The sequence below is a fragment of the Flavobacteriales bacterium genome (assembly GCA_016124845.1).
Lineage (GTDB): Bacteria > Bacteroidota > Bacteroidia > UBA10329 > UBA10329 > UBA10329.
Genome location: WGMW01000009.1, coordinates 55,052 through 75,078 on the forward strand (window position 1 = coordinate 55,052; position 20,027 = coordinate 75,078).

Genomic DNA, 20,027 nt, shown 5'->3' on the forward strand with positions numbered 1-20,027 from the left:
GAGTTTCAGTTTCGTTCTACTGTTACATTATCGTTAATTTCATCGCCATTCAAATTAAAAACTCCATGAAAAGATCTTTTATGTTGATTGCCCTGCTTGGCTTTATGCATGGCATTTCATTTTCCCAATGTGTTGAGGTTCCTGAGAACCGTGTGCTGTTGGTCGGTGACAGTTGGGCCTCTTTTGAGAATGCAGACCAGACCATTACGCATGGTCTTTCACATCTCGGTCATTCAGACAAGAAATTTGCCTCGAGCGTAGTTATTGCCGAGAACGGTGCAGAAACGAATGATTTTCTGACACAGGAAAAGCAGGATGCGATACAAGCTTTGATCGATGCCAACCCGGACATCCAGATTGTCCACCTGAGTATTGGCGGGAATGATGTTCTTGGTGATTGGAACGTGGATTTCACCCAGCACATGACCGACAGCATGGAGCAGTCGGTGGCCGCCAGACTGGAAGAGGTCATTGCCTTTCTGAAAAATACACGACCTGGAATGCGTGTTTTCTGGGCAGGATATACCTACCCGAACTTTGCCGAGGTCATCAATGATGTTCATCCTTTCGAAACCAGTCATCCGTTCTATGGCACTTGGGATGGAATGGGACAGCCTACATTCATTCAGATCAACACACTTTTGAATGATTTCTCAGACTCCGTTGCCGCTTACTGTGACAGTGATCCAATGGTGAATTTTGTCCGTGCTCAGGGCATACTCCAGTACTATTACGGTCAGGCCCAACCTTTGGGAGTGGCTCCTGGTGGCACCTATCCGGCATTTACCTGCCCTGTTCCATTGGGTTATCCAGATTATCCTTCTCCGAAGGACGCCATGCGTCTGTATGCCGGGGTTTTCACCGACTGTTTCCACCTTTCGCCAGAGGCGTACCAGATCATGTTCGATTATCAGGCACTTCATTTCTACCAGAAGTTCTTTATGGATGACCTTTACCTACTCTCTGAAGGAGGAACAATGGACGGTTCTGTTAGCTCTGCCGGAGATGTCTCTCAGGAAGTGAAGATCGGTGAAGATGGCGGGAATGAGATCGCTGCCGTACTCACATTCGATACGCAGCAAATGATGGACACGACCCTTTCCAATGCAAGCATCTTTCTGAGAAGAACCGACCTTACAGGAACCGATCCGTTCACCGGAACTGATGTTCACGTCAAAATGAAGAGCGGCAACTTCGGTACATCTGCCGATGTGGAAGCTGTTGACTTTACTGCGGATGGAGATGCCGAAGGTGCTCCGTGCCAGTTCGGTTCGCATGATGCCAATGAGCATTGGGTACGATTGGATCTGACGGCAGAAATGATCGCCAACATCAACAATGGAGACAAGACGCAGTTTGTGATCTCCATTCCTGGATTTACGGGCGGTGTCATGACATTCAACGATGCCAGCGACCCGGTGACAGCCCCAATTCTGAACTTGAACTATGGCCCAGAACCATCATCTGTTGCCGACATCAGAAAAGCGAAGGAATTGCCTGTTTATCCTGTACCAACTACCGGTCCGTTGACAATTGATGCGGACATGAATGCATTGATGACGGTTGATGTCGTCAACATCATGGGCGAAGTGGTGAAGCAATTGAAACCAAGCAACAACCGGATCGATATTTCGGACCTACAGGCCGGACCTTATGTTTTGAGAATTACAACGAAGGACGGAATCAGTACCAAGCGCATCATCAAGCGCTGATAGACCAGAATGAACTCTTAAAATGGCGTTCTACGTATTCTCGTAGGACGCCATTTTTTCTTTGAACTCATCGATAGCCGCAGGAATGTGGTTCACCACATCGAAGAACGCCTCCAGTTTTTTCGGGTCGATCTGATTGACAATGGCGCGCTCAAGTCTGTAAACCGCCTTCATGGCCACTTCCCTTTTCTCTTTTCCCACTTTGGTGAGATAAACGTAAGCCATCCGCTTGTCCACGTCATCGCGCCTACGCTCAATAAAACCCTTGTCTTCCATCGACTTCAAGATGCGGCTCAGGCTGTTAGGCTCCATTCCCATACGTGGCGCAATGCGCGTAACGGGCGTGCCATCGCTCTCATTGATGGCCAGCAACACAAAGGCCATGCTTACGGTTCCATCATGTTCCATCGCCATCTCATTGTACAGCTTAGAAATTTGAAACCAAGACGTTCGCAACTTGTAGATGATCAACTGATCGGCAAGTCGTAGAAACTCATCCATACCTTAACAACTTTAAAGGCCACAAAATAGGAACAAACAAAGATTAAGGCCTACGCTTGGGTCAATCCATATCTTTACTGCCAAAACAGACCGAAATGAAACGAATTGCCGCCTACGCCTCCATCCTACTTGTTGCCGTTACGCTTTGGGGATGTCCTTACAAATCGAAGGTTGCACTGACCGATGCCGTTGAAAAAGTGGACACGAACCTGCTCGGTAAGTGGATACCTGAAAACATGTTGGAGAAGGAAAGTCCCGAATACTACGTGCTGAACAAACGCGATTCACTGCATTACGATGTGGAGCATTATCAGTATGATGACGAAAACAAGGAATACAATCTGAAACAGTACGTGGGTCACACCACACGGTTGGATGCCATTCTTTTCATGAACCTACAGGAATCAGGTTCAAAGGAATTCCTTCTTTACCGCTTGGACGTGTTGCCAGGGATGAGCATGACAATGTATGAGGTAACCGACAATATTGATGAACAATTCACCGATCCCAAGCAGATGCGGGAGTTCTTCAAGAAGTACATGAACCTGAGTTTCTTCTACAATAAGGATAGTGTGAAACTCATCAGAATGAAGGAGTAATGTTCCGTTTTTCCTCACGGATCACGTTCATATCCTGATCGAAATAACGCAGTAGCAGAAGCTGCTGTCCGTTCCAATATCTGTTGATCAATTCCTTTTCGGAGGCGAATACTCCGAGCAACCTTCCCTGAAGATCGTAAACGCGTATTTCCTTGACCATCCCTTTTGGTAATGGGAGTTCCTCGATACCGACCATGACCAACGGTTCAGAGAATGAACTGCATCCTTCGGCTGTGAATGATTGCACCATGAATGTTCCTGATGAAGTTGGAACATACTGCGATTGATCGGCCCCAACGATCGGATTTCCGTTCAAGTACCATTGATACGAGGCGTAACCTGGCGAGGCTTCCAGCACACCGCCATTCTGGGTAATGGAAACCCATGGATTGGCAACTACTTCAACCTGAACCGAAGTTGGAACCGAATACGCGTCCAAATGATTGATAGCCACAGCCGAGACCTCATAAACGCCTGGGTAATTCCAGACCACGGTCAGTTCGGATGAATCGGCATTGGCATCAATGACCAATCCGCCTTGCACCGTCCAACAGACACGTCCATTCGCAGGAACATTGGAAGCGATCAACTGCGTTGTATCATCCTGACAGACATTGAATGGCGAGATCACCACGGGTTCAGGCCGAATGTTCTCGTACAGGAACGAAATGATGCTGTCCGTTATCGGAACCCAATATTCGGTCGGACCACCAACCAATTGGTTGTTCACGTTCACACCCCAAATATTGTGTCCAACGCCCTGAAATGTGTTCAGTTCGGCATTGCCGCCCAAATGATTGACCCGTGCCGCCACATTGAACGAACCGTAAACTTCAGGCATCAGGAACAGCGCAGTGAAAGGAAATCCATGATCATAAGGAACGATCGCATCGTTTGTCCCATGGAAAAGCGTCATCGGCACCAATTCTTCCTGCTGGATGTAGTTGGTATCGAGCAGCGCGCCCCACAGATTGATGATTCCCCGAACATTGGCCGTGTGGTTATAGCTGTTCCCTGCGCAGGCCAAACATCCCAGATCGGGATTGATGCCGCCAAGCCCTGATTGATATGTTTCCGCAGGGCGCTCGCTTTCATCCATAAAAACGGCATGCATGGCCGAAAAGCCACCAGCGCTTACTCCACCAACGAAAATGTAATTGGTATCAATTCCGTAGGTGTTCGAGTATTCTTTGATATGTCGGATGGCCGAATGGTAGTCTTGCGCAGCGCGATAGATGGCACGCACCGCACTTGCAGGATCGGCCACGTTCATATTCATGCGGTAATTGATGCTGGCCGTTACGTAGCCTTTTTTGGCCAAACTGTCGCACGTGGCCCACACATCCTCGTCTTCCTTGCTTCCCACCAAGTAGCCGCCACCGTATGCCAAAATAACCGCTGGACGTTTTGCAAGCGCATCTCCCACAGGGAAGAAAACATCCATTGTCATCTGTTGGTTGACGGTGACATTCTCCGCCACATAAACAGTGGTCAACGCTGGGGAATTCCCAAACACAACATCCTGTGAAACAGATGATTGAAAAATATTACTTAAATATCTTTCTGAAGTACATGTCTGCGAATTTGCGACCAGCGCAAACACGGATGAAAGTAAAAAGAGAAAGCCCCGTTTCATGCTTGTAATGCCCTGATAATATCCTCTGGTCGTGGACGAAGTCGGTAGTTCTTGGTCAGATCTGCAAACACCACCTTCCCTTTTTCATCCAGAACAAAGGTTGTCGGTTTCGGAACATTGGATTCGTAGCCAAGAACCTCATATCCTTTCGGAAGTCCATCGGTGTGAAGAATGCCCAATGTTCTGGCCGCAGCGTTGTCCACATCCACCAGAAAATCATAATCCGCACCCACCTTCTGCGCGTGGCGTCTGCTTTTCTCATGCGATTGCGGACTTATGAGCGTAATTTTCAAACCGAGTTCGTTGAATTGCTTCTCGAAGTTACGGAGTTCATTCACTTGTGCGGTGCAGATCGGACACCAATTTCCACGATAGAAGATAACCAGCCGCTTATCGCCTACCCAATCATCTGAACTCAATCTGCGGCCGTCATAATCTTCCAATTCGATCTTGGGCAGCCTCTTACCAACTTTGATCCTGTCTTTGCTCCTATCTCCTAATTCTGAAGACCATCCCACATAAGCCAACCAACCAGACAAGGAGATGAACGCCAACAGGGGAGCTGCCGAGGCGATCTGCTGCGCATAACTGGCATAGACCGAATAGAGCGTGGCTGCAAATATGCCAACGGAGAAACCCATCAGTCCAGGCGAAGTACGCGGAACCTGCGCCACCTCCAACCATAGAAAATACAGCGCAATCTGTGCTGATGCCATGGTAACGGCCAGCCAAATGGAGAACGAGCCCAGTTCGCTTATAAGCATGAATCCGCCACCCAGAGTAACTGCCCAACTATAAACGACCAAGCCGCTCAGAAACCACGATTTCAACTTGTTCTCCAGTTCGCTGCTCATAATTTCAAATGTAGATCAATTTCTTCCCAACAGTTTTTTCGTCCTGTCGGGATAGTTGCCAATGATGCCATCCACCCCAAGATCGATCATTGCTTGAATGTCCTCCTCGCTGTTCACCGTCCAAACATGCACCACTTTACCAAGATCGTGGATCTTCTTCACCAACTTCTCCTTGGCAGCGCTCTTGGCTATGCCAAAACCCTCCACGTAATCATACTTGGACAACTTGACGGAGTGCAGTTTGAAATCGAGCATGACTCCTGCTGAATAGGACACAAAGAGTTTCTGCAATCGGATCTCTGGATAATTCCTGTGCAGATACTTAAGCACCTTATCGTTGAAGCTGTGCACCAACGCCCATTTTTCGGCCTTGTATTTCTTGATGAGTTTGACCACGTTATCCTCAATGCCTGGATAGGTCTTGTTGCCCGCTTTGATTTCAATGACGAACTGCGTCTTTCCATCCATCAATTCGAAAACCTGTTCCAAAGTCGGAATCGGCTCATTCGGGAATTCGGATGGGAACTTACCATAGGCCTTCACCTGTTTCAGCTCCTCCCAGGTTTTCTTGCCCACTTTTCCTTTGGAGTCGGTTGTACGATCAAGTGTTTTATCATGCATCACCACCACAACGCCATCAGAACTCTGCTGAACATCAACCTCAATGCGGTCTACCCCAATTTCCAAAGCCTTTTTAACGGCAGAGAGCGTGTTCTCAGGCGCATAACCCGAAGCACCCCGATGAGCCGTTACCAATACATTCTGACCGAAAACCTGTGTGGAAAGCACCATGAGGAGCAGCAATTGTCGCATGGTGCGAAAGTAGACGGTTATACGATTATTGCAACCCTTATCTTGGCATGGTGCTCTCGGTTTCAGAGCTACTTCCTACCGCTGCAACACCACCATTTTGGAGATACGGTTGCCGCTGGTGGTCAATGTAAGAATGTACTGTCCGTTGGCAACGGACCGTGTACTTTGGTCAGTTCCGTTCCATACGGTACGCATACGGTCGGCATAGCGCATGCCTTTGCCCAATGTTGTCACCAAACGACCGGTGAGATCATGCACCTGTAGGCTTACGAACTGCTGGTCGCCCAAGAGGTAGTCGATATAGAACATGTCTGCACTCGGATTGGGAAAGACCATCATACCTAACGGATTGTCTGCAAGGTCAGCTATACCATCAGGTCCCGGCTGCGGTGTGAAGGATGTGTCCGGTACATCCAGTTGCTGATCGGTGTAGATGTAGTACTGGCCCGGTTCGTAGTGCAGCGTCATGTTGGTCTGATTTACTTCCAAGGGTTCTCCCGTAAGGTAGTTGTACCACGTGCCGGTGTGCTGAAAGTCCGGTGTCATGTCAAATCCGTTCACATCGAAGTTGGCCGTTACGCTCACATTCATGTCTGGATGCGATAGCCACATGCGCTTGCCCGTTCCACTGAGGTCCAGACCGTAGGTGGTACACGAATAGACAGGTTGCATGTGCTTGAGCGCATTGATAGCACTCCAAACCTTGTACAGTTTTTGACGAGGTTCCTCCCAGTAATAGTTCCAGCGGATAGGCTTGGCGGCCACCCTCGAAAGGTCGAGACCGGAAGGCCAGAAAATGGAAATATCGTAACCCAATTCTCCGAACTGCCAGATCATCTTAGGCCCTGGAACCAATGAGAACATGGCCGCAGCGGCCTGCATGCGATAAAGGGCCGTGGTGGTATCTGCACAGTTGTATGGCGCATTGGTATCGTTGCCATAGCTCACATTTTTGAACATGATGCGTTCCTCATCATGGCTTTCCATATAACCTACCGCACGGGGCATGTTCCAGCCTTTGGCCTGATAGCTCATTTGCCAGCCCCAGTCGGCATTGGTGCTCCAACCCATGGTGGCCTGATTGTACTGCTCGCTGGCCTTGCTCCAAAGCATCATGTTGCCGTTGGCAAGAACGGTCTCTTCGCTATTGTCGGCCAAATGCTCCAAAATGAAATGAAAATCTGCATCGTAGGACCAAATGGTGTTGGCATAGTCGAAAAGAATATTGATGCGGCTTTGGTCGTACTGACTCCAAGCACCCACGTCATTTCCGCTCCACGTCTGCGTCAGGCCCTTGGAGAGGTCGAGACGGTAACCGTCAATGTGAAACTCTTCGATCCAATATTTGAAGATGCGATGGAACATCGTCCGGGTGTAAGTGCTCTCGTGATTGAAATCGTAACCCACGCTGTACGGGTGGGTGGCCACAGGATTGAAGAACGGACTGTTGGCCGCAGGACGCTGCAAGCCCGGATCCCAATACAACTTAACGTACGGACTTCTGCCAAAGGCATGATTCGGCACAATGTCCAAGATGACGGCAATGCCCCGCTGGTGCGCTTCATCAATAAGGCGTTTGAGCTCGCTGGCCGGACCATATTTCTTATCTACAGCCGTAAAGAAGATGGGATTGTAGCCCCATGAGTCATTCCCTTCAAACTCGATCACAGGCATCAGTTGGATGGCATTGATGCCCAGTTTGTGCAAATAATCGAGCGAATCGATAACGGCACCGAAACTCTTGCGGAAGGCGAAATCACGTATCAGCAGTTCGTAGATGACCAGATCCTCCTTGGCCGGACGCTGAAAGTTCTGTGCCTGCCATTGATATTGCGGCATGTCGGTCTCGTACACCGAAACGTTGCCGTGGGTCTGATCCGGATAGTCGATCAGGTTCGGGTAGATGTTCGGATTGATGGCCGCATCAGACTGTTCTTCCAGGATCTTGTACGAATACGGATCGGCCACCTTGAACATGCCATCCACAAAATACTGGAATCGATACTCGGTCTGTGGCGTTACATTATTCAAAGTGATCCAGTAGCGTTCACCATCTGTAGCGCGCTTCATCTGGTAAGCAGGGTCCACTTCCCAGTTGGTGGCATCGCCAATAAAATAGGCAAACTGCTTATTGGGCGCCAACAGGCAGAAGGTAACCGTGGTGCTGTTAATGAAATTGATACCGGGAACTACTCCCTGTGGCGGATCCTGCGTCACGGCATTGTCGCGCACAATGAAGTACGTGGTATCGGCCACGGTCTGCCCTCCCACTTCCACCGTATAACTGAGGTAATACTTGCCGGGAGTTGATGTATTGACCGATGCACTCGCAGCATCTCCCAACGCCTGACCTATCAGGGTTCCATCCTGATACAGATTGATCAAACTGTTGGGGTTGTTGGAACGCACATCAAAGACCAACGGGTCGTTGGGTTCCACCGTTTTTCCATCCACAACCGGATCCAGCACTACGGCATCCAGATCGGTGGTCGTTTCAAATACCGGTATCAGAATATCGCTGCCATTGGCATTGGTACCGACCGTATTGCCAGCTTCATCGCGGAAAACCATGGCCAAGGCCAACACACCATCCCATGTCCCAGTGTTGTAAAAGCTTTCGATGTTGATGCCCAAGGTCTGAATGCCCCCTCCTTGGTTGTTCATCAGCAGTTCGGGGTCTGCTTGCCCCCAAATGCCCCGTTGGTTGCCCCAAGCACCTTCGTAGTCGCTCGATTCTTTGACCAATCCGGTGTGGATATACACCTGTCCAGTACCAGAAAGTGCGCCATTGCCCAAGTTGCTATTGAACGTAAGTGTGATGGAATCCTGCACCGTTATATATGGTATATCGGTAGTGACCACTTGTGCCATCAACGCACTTGAAAAGAAAAGACATACCGCAAAAGCGGCCAACGATCGGGTCATCAACGTATGTTTTTAGTGACTTACAACCAGTTTCTGCTGCGTTACCACACCTTTAGGGCTACGGATGGAGAGAGTGTAAAAGCCATTGGCCATGGTACTGGCATCAAAGGTCATGTAGTTGGTTCCGAGAAGAAGGTCGCGGGTCTCGCTGTGAACCACCTGACCAAGCATGTTCACCACCTCCAAGGTGCTGTTCGGCAGATCCTGAACAATGGAAACACGCACCGAGATGTTGTCTCTTGCAGGGTTGGGCCCCACGAACACATCGTACGCAAGATCCTGCTCCACAATACCCACAGAGTTTTTGGTGAACGTGACGTAGTTGCAGGTAGAATTGTCTGTAGAATTGATCACTGTAGGATTCTCGGTGTCCACGTTGATGATGAAAATATCCTGACAGCCCTGCTGATCGCGGCCAGAGGCCGAACCATCCTCATTTCTGAAAACCAGACCGATAAGGTAGATGGGGTTGTTCGGATCCAGTGGCGCACTTTGGGTCGTTCCGGTAGAATTGATCTCGTTGTTCACCAAGTTCGGGTCGCTGTAGTAGTCTTCCATCACAAAGGTCTTGCTGTAAACCCCGTTTCCAAGGTCATCCATCTGCCCTACGCCATCGTCCTGAGGCGCCTGTCCCCAGTTGCCTACCACGTGCTGCCACACATCCGATGCGTACGGAACGATCTGATCGGCACAGTAATCATGGGCCGACTGCTGTGGATCGTTGCCTCTGTTCTCAGAACAGGCACCACTGTGCATATAGACCTTGTTCACCTGCGCAGGGCCTCCGGCACCATCGCCAAGTAGGTTACAGTCCACATTGAACATCAATTTGGTATCGATGGCAATGGTCACTTCGGTATGTGGCTGCGCCAAGGCCGCCAAGGCAAATACGGCCCCTGCCGTGGTAAGTAGAACTCTTTTCATGGTCATAGTTTTAAGATGCGTTCGTTAATGATTCCTTTCGATGTGCTGACGCGCAAAACGTAAACACCGTTTTTCAATGGTGCCAGTTGCAGGTTCCGGGCATTGCTGTTGGCCGATGGGAAACGTAGAACCACCCTTCCCTGAACATCCAATAGCACCATATCGTTCACCGACACTCGCGAATCGGCCACACTGACCCGCACCATGTCCGTGGCCGGATTTGGATAAACCGAAAGGCCTATCTGCCCTTTCAGTTCCTCAATTCCAACGTCATGCACCAGCACGTTCTGCGAACTGGTGTCCGTTCCGCAACCGTTCTCCGATATCATCACCACCCCAAAGACGCTTTCTGCACCGAAATCGTACTGCACCGAAGCACCTCCGGCCGTGGTCTCATCAATGTTGCCGTCTCCGTTAAAATCCCAATAGACCGTAGTGGCCCCCGAACCGATATCGGTAAACTCAACAGTTGTACCCACCGTTGCATTGTAAGAGAAATCTGCCGTAGGCGATGTTCCCGTGCTAATGTGTATCAGATCGATACCCGTACACCCTGCCTGATCGGTCACGGTCACCGAATAATCTCCGGGCTGGTCCACTTGCAACGTTTGAGATGTTTCGGAGGTTGACCACTCATAGCTTGCAAAACCGGAACCGGCATCCAAAGTGATGGTCTCTCCATCGCACAGCGAAGTATCGGCTCCCAAGTTCACCTGCACGCTACCAGCACCGAAGGTTACTTGCACGTTATCGGTACTCTGACAACCGAGGCCATCGGTAAATGTAACCGAATATGTTCCTGTTTGAGTGACCGTGATGGAAGTGGTCGTTTCGTTGGTGCTCCAAAGGAAGCTTCCCGTGCTTCCGGGAATATCCGTTCCGGTTACACCTCCGAAATCGCAGGTGTTGCCGTTGGACGTATAAAGGAAAATGTCACCATCGTTGTCGTCCTTGCCCGTGGCCGAACCATCCCCGTTTCGGAATACCATCCACAGTCCGTTCACATTCGTCCCGCCCGGATAGCCGTAATAACTGGCCACGTGGATGGTGATCTGCCAGAGGTTGTTTCCGAGCGGGGTCATCTGTCCTACCCCATCGTTCATTCCCCAATTGCCTACCGTGTATTCCCATCCACCGAAAGGCACCGTTTGTATGCCCGAGTGGAAATAAACCTCCGAAGCACCCACCAGCCCCGTAACGCCCTGCGTGGCATCGTACGTAATGCGAAGCGAATCTTGCGCAACACCTCCCGAATACACGGGTGTAAGTGTAACGGGGTTGCCGTTGCATTGCAGAACGTCATCGCCCAAATTGACCGAGCATTGACCAAGAACCAACAATGGAGCGGAGAACAGACCGAGAAAGAACAACCGAAAATTCATCATATTACTTAGTGTCATTTTAACACTTACTAATACAATAGTAGGAAATTTCTCTTAATGAATATGGTCAGCCATTGGCATTTGGCTGCAAGCCGTCTGTAAAACCTCACAGCCCGTTCCTTCGTCAGGGAAAGAACTGGAAGCGCTGGCATGACAATTTGCTTCGCTGAGGAACCAAGCGTCTCACCTATCATCCTTTACCGAACCCATCTAACGCCCCATGTCCATCACTTAAATCTCCATCTCTTGTCTCCATTATCTAATTTTGAAACAGCATGGACTTCAAACACAAGGGCCGTTTACCGTGGCTCAGCCACTTCATCTATTCTCTTCGGCATCGGGGGTTGATGAACACCTGCTCCATGGGTTTGAAGGAATGGCAGAGGTTCACACATAGACCTGTTCAAAAGAGGCGATTTATAACAAGATTCAGTTTATTGGACAGAATCATTGGTATATTCGCCTCGATCTTTTTAGGACGTAGAAAAGTAGGTGAACAAACGATTAAAATACTTGATCGGTACCATACTGAGCTTATGCTTCCTATCATCAGCATACGGCCAGGCAGATTTAAAAAAAAGCGCACGCTTGGATTACCCGAAACTGAAGAAGGATACCACTTCCACTACCCTTTTCGGTCGAAAATTCACAAACCCGTATAAGTTCACAAAGGGTAATTACAAAGAGGCAAAAGACTGGTTGCTGGCTGAGAAAGAGCTCACAAGGATGTATTTGCGACAATGCAGGTTCAAAGATCGAATCAAAGAGAACATCAGGCACTACGCTGGCGTCAACAATGCAAGATTGACGAAGGAAGGAGACTATTACTTCCGTTTTGGCCTTGATCCAGACAATTATGGATCACTCGCTCTCTTCTCTCGCAAGAAACTGGATGAAGATGATAAAAAACTGTTATCGTTCGCTTCATTGCCCAAAGAGAAAAACGAACGGGTAGATGTTGATGATTTTATCCTTTCCAATGATAGTAGGTACCTCGCACTGACATGTTCAAAGAACAGCAAGGAAGCAGAAGACATCTACGTTTTTTCGATTGAAGACGATTCCCTGACCAGAGATCACATCAGAGGATTTGCTTACTCCGACATGATCGATCAGAGCAATGGACTTGCTTGGCGCAAAGATGGCTTTTACTATGTAAGAAGGGGCAACGTGAAAAATCTTGCGCCCATTGACCTTAAAACCTATGACTTCCAAAATCCAGACAAGGCGGATCAGGCCCAGTATTTATACTATCACAAATTGGGAACCGACCAATTGGATGATCAAGCGATTTTTGTACGAAAAAGCAATCCACAAGCATATCTGAATGTGTTCGTATCATCGGACGAAAGGTTCTTGGTCATTATTGAGTGGAATTCTATCACCGACAAAACCAACGTTTTCGTTGATGACTTTGAAGATCAAGTGGATGGATTGAAACTGGCATTGAAAGGAATAGACGGATATATACGGTTCATTGAATCGCTGGACAACCGCCTTTTGATACTGACCGATGCAGAAAATGACAATTTATGGTTAGGCTACCTTGACCCGAATAGACCCAACGAACTGGCAAAGGCGTTGAACGTTGATGAAACAGGAAGCCTTTTGAAGAATGCCTATGTTGCCGGTGAGAACATCATTACTATTTACACAGCAGAAGACAAACAGATCATGTTGGTATTCGATTTGTCGGGCAATCTCCAATACCGTGTGATGGTGGAAGATGGCATGTCATTCACCCGGTTCATGGGAAGTAAGGGCGACCCCGAACTATTTGTTTTCATTGAGTCAAAGGTCCAAGGAAGGGTCTGTGGGGTCTTCGATCTGAACCAGAACAAGTTTGTAGCCAAATTCGGTGCTAAGAATGACCGTTTCAATGAAGACGATTACCTGTACGAATACCATACGTTCATCTCTTCCGATTCTGTAGAGATCCCTGTAATGACCATTCGTCACAAAAAAAGGTTCAACCCTGATGGAGACAACCCGATGTTGCTCAACGTGTATGGAGGATACGGGCTTACCATGGAGCCGTATTTTGATGCATCAGTGGTATACCTGTTGGAATGTGGGGGTGTTTACGCCCAAGCCTTTATCAGAGGGGGCGGTGAACTGGGTCCATCATGGCACAAACAAGGCTCTGGACTGAATAAACAGAACACGGTCAATGACCTGATAGAAGCGGCAGAGTATCTGATAGAGAATAAATATACCACGGCCAATAAATTGGCCATTACAGGCCAATCGCACGGTGGTTTTGTTGTTGCTTCGGCCATGGCCAAACGACCCGACCTGTTCAGAGTGGTCATTCCCCGTGCCGGTATCTATGATCTTTTGGATCTGCAGTTTCACGGAAGCGAATTCGGAGCTCCCATTGATTCCACAGCATTCTTCAATAAAATCGATCTGTCTGCATATCATAATCTGGGCAAGGCCATGTACCCTTCAGTTTTGTTCATTACGTCATTGAACGATCAGCGAGTAAGTCCGACACAGGCTTTCAAAATGACCGCCAGACTTCAGGAAGAGTCGATATCCGACAATCCCGTTCTCCTCTATGCTTTCGGTAGCGGACATTATCAGGCATACTCATGGTCAACTTGGTTGCAGTTGCGTACATCCATGTTATCCTTCATGTTCAATGAAATGGGCATCAAGCCTCGGTTTTGATCAATATGGTCACCGACCTGGTCCCAATAAACTCCATACCCCCTCTATCTCTTTGTGTCTCCATCACTTAAATCTCCATCTCTTGTCTCCATTATCTAATTTTGAAACAGCATGGACTTCAAACACAAGGGACGTTTACCGTGGCTCAGCCACTTCATCTACTCTCTGCGGCATCGGGGGTTGATGAACACCTGCTCCATGGGTTTGAAGGAATGGCAGAAGGAGCGCGAGCTGGGCATCGATACCTTTGGTGCGAAGGGGCCCGATGAACTTTCCATCGATGCCGACAGCAGACCGGAAGGCCATCTGTATCAACCCTCCAGTTCGGTCATCTTCAAAAAGGCCATGAATGTGCTGCCCATCCATTTCAACGAGAAGGTGTTTTTGGATATCGGTTCGGGCAAAGGCCGCGCATTGATCCTTGCGGCAGAGTTCGGTTTCAGAAAGGTGATCGGTGTGGAATATGCTGCCGAGCTCAATGACGTTGCTTACACCAATATTGAACGGGTCAGAGAACGTTTCCCGAACACGGAATTCATCTTGAACGAAGGTGATGCCCTGACATTCGACATCCCAGAGGAAGTGGATGTCATCTACCTCTTCAATCCGTTTGATGAGGAGGCCACCCGCAAACTGCTAATGAAGGTGAAACCTACCTTCAAACAATCCAAGCAGATGTATCTGGTGTACGTGAATCCCGTTCATTGCAATGTTCTTCAACAGGAATTGGGAGAACCAACTGCCATTGTCAAAAACGCAAAGGGAATTCCGGAAGTGAAAGTTTTCAGTAACAGAAAAGGCCCTCATTTATGAACGGTCATTAACAATATAACCGCAACACGCCATAATTCCTGTGTAAGGCTCGGTAATAGCTCCGCCAATGCCAATAATGAAACTCCGTCCATAGATAGGTACGGTAAAATGAATATCCCAGCAGCATTCGTATTTCCTAAACCCTGACCAACTCAGCTTCAAATGGTATCGAAACTCCCATGATCAAAGGTTCCCACCATCATCCAACGCCAATCACTTCTTCACAAACCAACCTTTCAGCGAGTTGCCCACACCGAATAGGGTGAGTTTCCAGTTGATGATGTCCTTCGCGATTCTGAGCAGCGGATTACTGGCAACCTGATTTCGCAGTTTTTCATCATCTGAAGTGGCCGAAATGGTTGCCTGGTTCGATTTCCCTTGGCTCTTTTTGATGCGCGTGATGCTTACACCTGTGGTCTCCATTTTCTTGGCCTCAAAGCCTGTTTCCTTGAAAACACGCTTCAAGGTGGAAGGTGTGTAGTACGAAAGGTGTTCGGGGTAACCGAGCACGTTCCATCCCGATTTGAGCATGTGCCGTTCCACCGCATTGAAATTGGGCGTGGTGCAATACACCAATCCGCCTTTGCGAAGGATCTGGTTGAAATGGCTCAGTTCCTCGCGTGGGTTGTTGATGTGCTCAATGACCTCGAACGAGGCAATCACATCAAAGCTTTCGGGTTCGTAATTGTCTGGGTTCAGCACACCCAATTGCATCTTGGCACCTTTAACCTCGCAGATCTTCACGGCCTCTTCCGTGAATTCCGTCCCGTAAACCTCCCAACCTCTGCGCTTGGCCACTTCCAAGAAGTAACCGATACCGCAACCGACATCGATCAGTCGGTTGGTCTTTCGGAAAGGTTCCATTTTATCGAGAACCTTCTCATAGGCTTGGATGGTCAGATCACTCAGATAGTCGTTGCGGCCGTAGCCTTCGTAAACCTTGTCCAGTTCTTCTTTGGAAGGAATCGGTTTGCAGAACACAAAACCGCACGAGCCACACTTCACCAAATGGTGTCTCTCGAAACCGACCAACGGTTTCAGCTTCGTTCCTTCGCAGACAAGGCATTTGCTATGTTCTCCCAGCGGCACGGAACGAATGTAGCTTATTCAACCAATCGTAGAACTTCAACGCGGAAATAGAAGGCGACCTTCCATCAATCGAACACCACCTCCATTTCTACACGTCTGTTCTTCGCACGGCCTTCGGGCGTATCGTTCGGATAGATCGGTTTGGTTTCTCCGAACCACTCTACAATGAGACGTGAACTATCGACACCTTTATTTGTGAGATAATTGCTGACCGATCTGGCCCGTTTCTCCGATAGCTTCATGTTGTTCTCATCGCTTCCCACATTGTCTGTGTGACCAGATATCTTCAGTTTGTAAGATTCTTTCTTCTTGAGCAGTTCGGCCAATTCGTCCAATGACGCGTAAGAGGATGCTTTGATCACATCTTTTCCGGTCTCGAACTCAAGGTCATCGAAGGCGGTGTTCAGCACTTCCTGTTCTTCCTGTTCAATTACGGGACAGCCTTTGTTCTCAGCGGGCCCCGGTGTACGCGGACAATCATCCTCCAGATCGATCACACCATCGCCATCTGAATCCTGGTACGGGCATCCATCGTTATCGGCCGGGCCAGGAACTTCTGTACAGCGGTCAACGTTGTCGAGCACGCCATCGCCATCCTTATCGCCCCACGGACAACCATTGTTCTCGGCCGGACCTGCCTCATCCGGACACTTGTCCTCATTGTCAAGAATTCCATCATTGTCGCGGTCTCCCCAAGGGCAGCCGTTGTTCTCAGCAGGACCTGCTACATCCGGGCAGGCATCGACATTGTCTGTTACTCCATCTCCATCTCGGTCGCCCCACGGACAACCGTTGTTCTCGGCCGGACCGGCCTCATCCGGACATTGATCCTCAAAGTCGTTCAGGCCGTCTGCATCCTTATCGCCCCACGGGCAACCTCCGTTCATTCGTGGACCAAACTCTGTAGGACAGTTGTCCATGTGATCAGGGATGCTGTCAAAATCCGTATCAGGACAACCGAGATATGCTTCCAAACCGAACTGATCGGGGCAGTTATCATCCTTATCAAGAATGCCATCGCCATCGCGGTCGCTCTTCTTGCCTTCTTTGTACCCTACCACGAAATTCAGCCCGCTGTGGAAATGCGCATTCTGCGTGTGCTGCGGCATCATCGGTGCCAGAATATTGTCCATGGCCAAGTACCACTGAACGGGGCCAAGGGTCAGCGCGAAACCCAATCCGAGATTGGCAAAGCTGCGATTGTTGTACATGTAACTTCCAGACAGTTGGAAGATGGTTCCGAACTTGCGCGTGTAGTTGAAGGCCACGGCAGGCTCAAAGTGTGTCTTGAAGATCTCTCCGTAGAAATCCAATCCCAATCGGTCCTTCTCGGTGAATTTGTACGCACCGCTCACATACACCTGCGAACTCAGGTTGGTATGGTATGAATTGGTGTTGTCCTGCACATTGAAAACCGCCTTTAGCGTATCTGCAAAACGTTGGAATTCGTCTGCGCTGTCAGGCTGCGTGAGATACTGGGCCAGATCCAATCCTTGATATTTGAACTGCGCATCGTTCAACTCATAATTCTTCACATTATCTTTCCAGAAGATCATCCCAAGGTCGTTGACGCTGGCTGCCACTTCCCAATGATCATCGATCATGTAATGCGCTCCCAGATTGAATGCAAATCCGTGGTTCCCAGAGAAGATGATATTGGTGGCATTGACATTATCCAGATTGTTGAAGAACCCTGAAGTTCTGGCAGTAAGATCCACCTTGGCGGTGATGTTGTAATTGTTCGGGTCGGTGTAAAGCGTTGTGCCACGGTTATCGGTTGAAGCGTTCATTTGCCCGTTCAGATATTTGACCGTGATGCCCACTCGCAACTTTTTATCGAGCAACTTTCGTGCATAGCTGATGCCGTATTCGGTGAAAACTGAAGCATCTCCATTCATCCTGCTCAGATCGAGTGTTTGGCTCAAGAATGCACCGTTTCCTTTCCAAAGAAAATCGATGAGTTTGCTTGGCATGGCCATGCGCATCGCCACGCGCTGCGTGATGTTGGCGTAGATGAAGTTGTTCTTGTTCGGACCGACCGTAAAGCTGAACGATAGCAGATCGATCCGTGCATTCATCGACATGTAATTCGTCTTGCCCATCTTGTTGATGGCATTCTGCAGATCGACATACAAGGAGTCATTCCCATCTTTTTTGATGAGCTGCGAGTAGGTGTGAGCATTGTACCCAAGCGTGAAGTGATTGCTCGAAAGCGCAGGAATGCCGATGTGCCATTTACTATCAGGCACAAACGCGGGGTTGATGTACATGCGCTGCGGCACCATCGTCATGCCCTGCATGGTAAAATCGTACTGCGCCTTGGACTGGAAAGCCGCAAAAACAAGTACGGCTGAAATCAGAAACGCGAGGCTTTTTCTGTTGAATGGGTTGGCCATGATTGCTGGTCTGGTCGTTACTTGGTTCGGTTATCAGAATTTGTTGATGTCGGATGGTTTGGCCTTCAGTTTTACCCGAAGCCCGATGCGCACCTCAATGTTGTCCTCTGTGTAGAGTTTAATGTTCCTTCCGGCATCGTCTGTTGAAGTAAGATCGGCATAGATCAATAGATAGCGCGAATCAAAGAGGCTGTTGATCCGTGTGGTATCGAGCTCAACGTCATTGTTCGTCTGTGTGGAGGCAATGGTTTTGCCATCTGCATTCACCTGTCCGGAGCGGATGATGAACGAACCATCGGTCAGAACTGAATCAAGTACCACATGATTGGAGTCCGCAAAATAGAGTTTCAGCAGCCCATCGACCGGGAAATGACTGACCGTGTTGATGCGCAGCAGACCATGCTCAATATTGTCGGCAAAGTCAGAAGCATCATCGAACGGAACCTCCACGGTATCGATAATGGTAAAGTGATCGGAGTAGCCCCAGAATGGCAATTCCACATCCGCCACAACTTCAATCGCGCTATTCAACGTGGCGAAATTGGTGGCCGGTCCATTGGGATTCACTTGTGCACTAAGCGCATGGTTGACCTTATCATAGTCGCCATTTACCACTTGGCTGATGTTGCTGTTGTCCTTCGTAAAATAGAAATCCGTGATGGATGAATCGCCCACACTTGGCGCACCGGCAATGGTGAACTGCCCGGATGGAATAAGGCTAGAAACATCAATGTTCAACTGACCTGCATTACCTGATGCATACAGCTGATCGATACCTACTTGGATCTCAGCACCGATGCTGTTCTTCACGTGTAATTTGAAACGTGGGTCCTCGAAATAAAGATGTCCTCCATGGCTTCCTTGTTCCACATCCAGTTCCACTTCACCCGGATTGATGACCAACGAGAAGTTTCCAAAATCGCCATCGGCATATTGCATCACCATTTCCTGGAAACTGTGAGTGATCTGAACCTGATTGACAGGCGTTGGAACGGCTCCGTTCCCTTGGTTCAGCGTAAGCGTGTAATCGATCGGAATCGTGTTAGGGCCGTTACCGTTGTTCAGGTTCATGGTGTAACCTGCCAGCGGAATATCAATGGTGTAATTGACCGAACCACCCTGATAATTGATCGGATAGGATTGTAGGAACGGTACTCCGTTCAGCTTCATCTCTGGCATGGAAACCTGTAGTGTTCCGCTATGCTGAAAATCACTTGTAAAAGCGATGGTCATCGTTCCGCTGTGGAAGGTAACGTGGTCAAGCTGAGAACCTCCGGGACCGGAAATTCCGAATGTGATTCCGCTATTCGTTGTGGTAGAAGCAGAACCGTTGGCCGTGAACTGCGCGATCTCCACCGCACCGAAACTCATGTTCTCGTTTACCTGTTGATTGAATGGGAACTGGAAAAAGTCGTTCACCGTCTGTGAAAAAACCCTTCTGCGATAGATGAGCGTAATGAAGTTGTTGCCATCGTACTGATAGATGTTGGTGGAGTCTGAAATGCTGATGATCTCCTCCGCATCCATCGTAGAATACACGATGGGAAAAGCAATGTCCGGTTCCCAAGTGATCGGATCCTGCTTTACTTTATTGAAGTCGAAATTGTCTTTGTAGCAGCCGGAAAGCGCAAAGATGGCTGCCCCAATGGCGAACAGCGCGGTGAAACCACCGATCGGGAATTTTCTCATGGCAAAATAATTTGTCGCGTA

General features: G+C 48.9%; 14 protein-coding genes. 4 read left to right on the plus strand and 10 right to left on the minus strand.

The features are described 5' to 3' along the window. Positions 1–65: 65 nt before the first annotated feature. Positions 66–1,712 (plus strand): T9SS type A sorting domain-containing protein, encoded by a 1,647-nt coding sequence (locus GC178_04350; protein MBI1286790.1) that lies wholly within the window; start codon positions 66–68, stop codon positions 1,710–1,712. A 30-nt stretch (positions 1,713–1,742) separates the two neighbouring features. Here the strand turns inward: GC178_04350 and GC178_04355 are convergent, their stop codons facing one another. Beyond that, positions 1,743–2,213, minus strand: coding sequence for a MarR family transcriptional regulator (locus tag GC178_04355; protein ID MBI1286791.1), 471 nt, complete (start codon positions 2,211–2,213; stop codon positions 1,743–1,745). Positions 2,214–2,308: 95 nt separating this feature from the next. On the opposite strand from GC178_04355, the gene GC178_04360 reads away from it, so the two are divergent. Continuing rightward, positions 2,309–2,812: a hypothetical protein gene (locus GC178_04360; protein MBI1286792.1), complete on the plus strand. Its 504-nt coding sequence runs from the start codon at positions 2,309–2,311 to the stop codon at positions 2,810–2,812. On the opposite strand, the gene GC178_04365 is transcribed toward GC178_04360, so the two are convergent. The 6 genes from GC178_04365 to GC178_04390 all read right to left on the minus strand — a co-directional run bounded on the left by GC178_04365 (position 2,796) and on the right by GC178_04390 (position 11,364). Continuing rightward, positions 2,796–4,448, minus strand: coding sequence for an alpha/beta hydrolase fold domain-containing protein (locus tag GC178_04365; GenBank protein ID MBI1286793.1), 1,653 nt, complete (start codon positions 4,446–4,448; stop codon positions 2,796–2,798). The two genes, GC178_04360 and GC178_04365, sit on opposite strands and share 17 nt — an antisense overlap. Next, the gene (locus tag GC178_04370) at positions 4,445–5,302 is read right to left on the minus strand and encodes a redoxin domain-containing protein (GenBank protein MBI1286794.1); all 858 of its coding nucleotides are present in this window, start codon (positions 5,300–5,302) and stop codon (positions 4,445–4,447) included. Before GC178_04370 ends, GC178_04365 begins: the two co-directional genes overlap by 4 nt. Positions 5,303–5,317: 15 nt before the next feature. Next, a complete protein-coding gene (locus GC178_04375) occupies positions 5,318–6,115 on the minus strand; it encodes a glycerophosphodiester phosphodiesterase (protein MBI1286795.1) in 798 nt (265 codons plus the stop codon). Between the two features lie 75 nt (positions 6,116–6,190). Beyond that, entirely contained in the window at positions 6,191–9,040 is a 2,850-nt protein-coding gene (locus tag GC178_04380; GenBank protein ID MBI1286796.1) for a T9SS type A sorting domain-containing protein, read from the minus strand. A 12-nt stretch (positions 9,041–9,052) separates the two neighbouring features. Beyond that, positions 9,053–9,970, minus strand: coding sequence for a T9SS type A sorting domain-containing protein (locus GC178_04385; GenBank protein MBI1286797.1), 918 nt, complete (start codon positions 9,968–9,970; stop codon positions 9,053–9,055). Beyond that, a complete protein-coding gene (locus GC178_04390) occupies positions 9,967–11,364 on the minus strand; it encodes a T9SS type A sorting domain-containing protein (GenBank protein MBI1286798.1) in 1,398 nt (465 codons plus the stop codon). Before GC178_04390 ends, GC178_04385 begins: the two co-directional genes overlap by 4 nt. A 474-nt stretch (positions 11,365–11,838) precedes the next feature. Here GC178_04390 and GC178_04395 point away from each other — a divergent pair, with 474 nt between their 5' ends. Both GC178_04395 and GC178_04400 read left to right on the plus strand, forming a co-directional pair. Then, the gene (locus tag GC178_04395) at positions 11,839–14,019 is read left to right on the plus strand and encodes a prolyl oligopeptidase family serine peptidase (protein MBI1286799.1); all 2,181 of its coding nucleotides are present in this window, start codon (positions 11,839–11,841) and stop codon (positions 14,017–14,019) included. A gap of 111 nt (positions 14,020–14,130) precedes the next feature. Beyond that, positions 14,131–14,832 (plus strand): methyltransferase domain-containing protein, encoded by a 702-nt coding sequence (locus GC178_04400; protein MBI1286800.1) that lies wholly within the window; start codon positions 14,131–14,133, stop codon positions 14,830–14,832. A gap of 213 nt (positions 14,833–15,045) precedes the next feature. Here GC178_04400 and GC178_04405 read toward each other — a convergent pair whose 3' ends face one another. The 3 genes from GC178_04405 to GC178_04415 all read right to left on the minus strand — a co-directional run bounded on the left by GC178_04405 (position 15,046) and on the right by GC178_04415 (position 20,006). Then, a complete protein-coding gene (locus tag GC178_04405) occupies positions 15,046–15,921 on the minus strand; it encodes a methyltransferase domain-containing protein (GenBank protein ID MBI1286801.1) in 876 nt (291 codons plus the stop codon). A 65-nt stretch (positions 15,922–15,986) separates the two neighbouring features. After that, entirely contained in the window at positions 15,987–18,317 is a 2,331-nt protein-coding gene (locus GC178_04410; protein MBI1286802.1) for an OmpA family protein, read from the minus strand. A gap of 33 nt (positions 18,318–18,350) precedes the next feature. Beyond that, entirely contained in the window at positions 18,351–20,006 is a 1,656-nt protein-coding gene (locus tag GC178_04415; GenBank protein ID MBI1286803.1) for a hypothetical protein, read from the minus strand. Positions 20,007–20,027 lie beyond the last annotated feature (21 nt).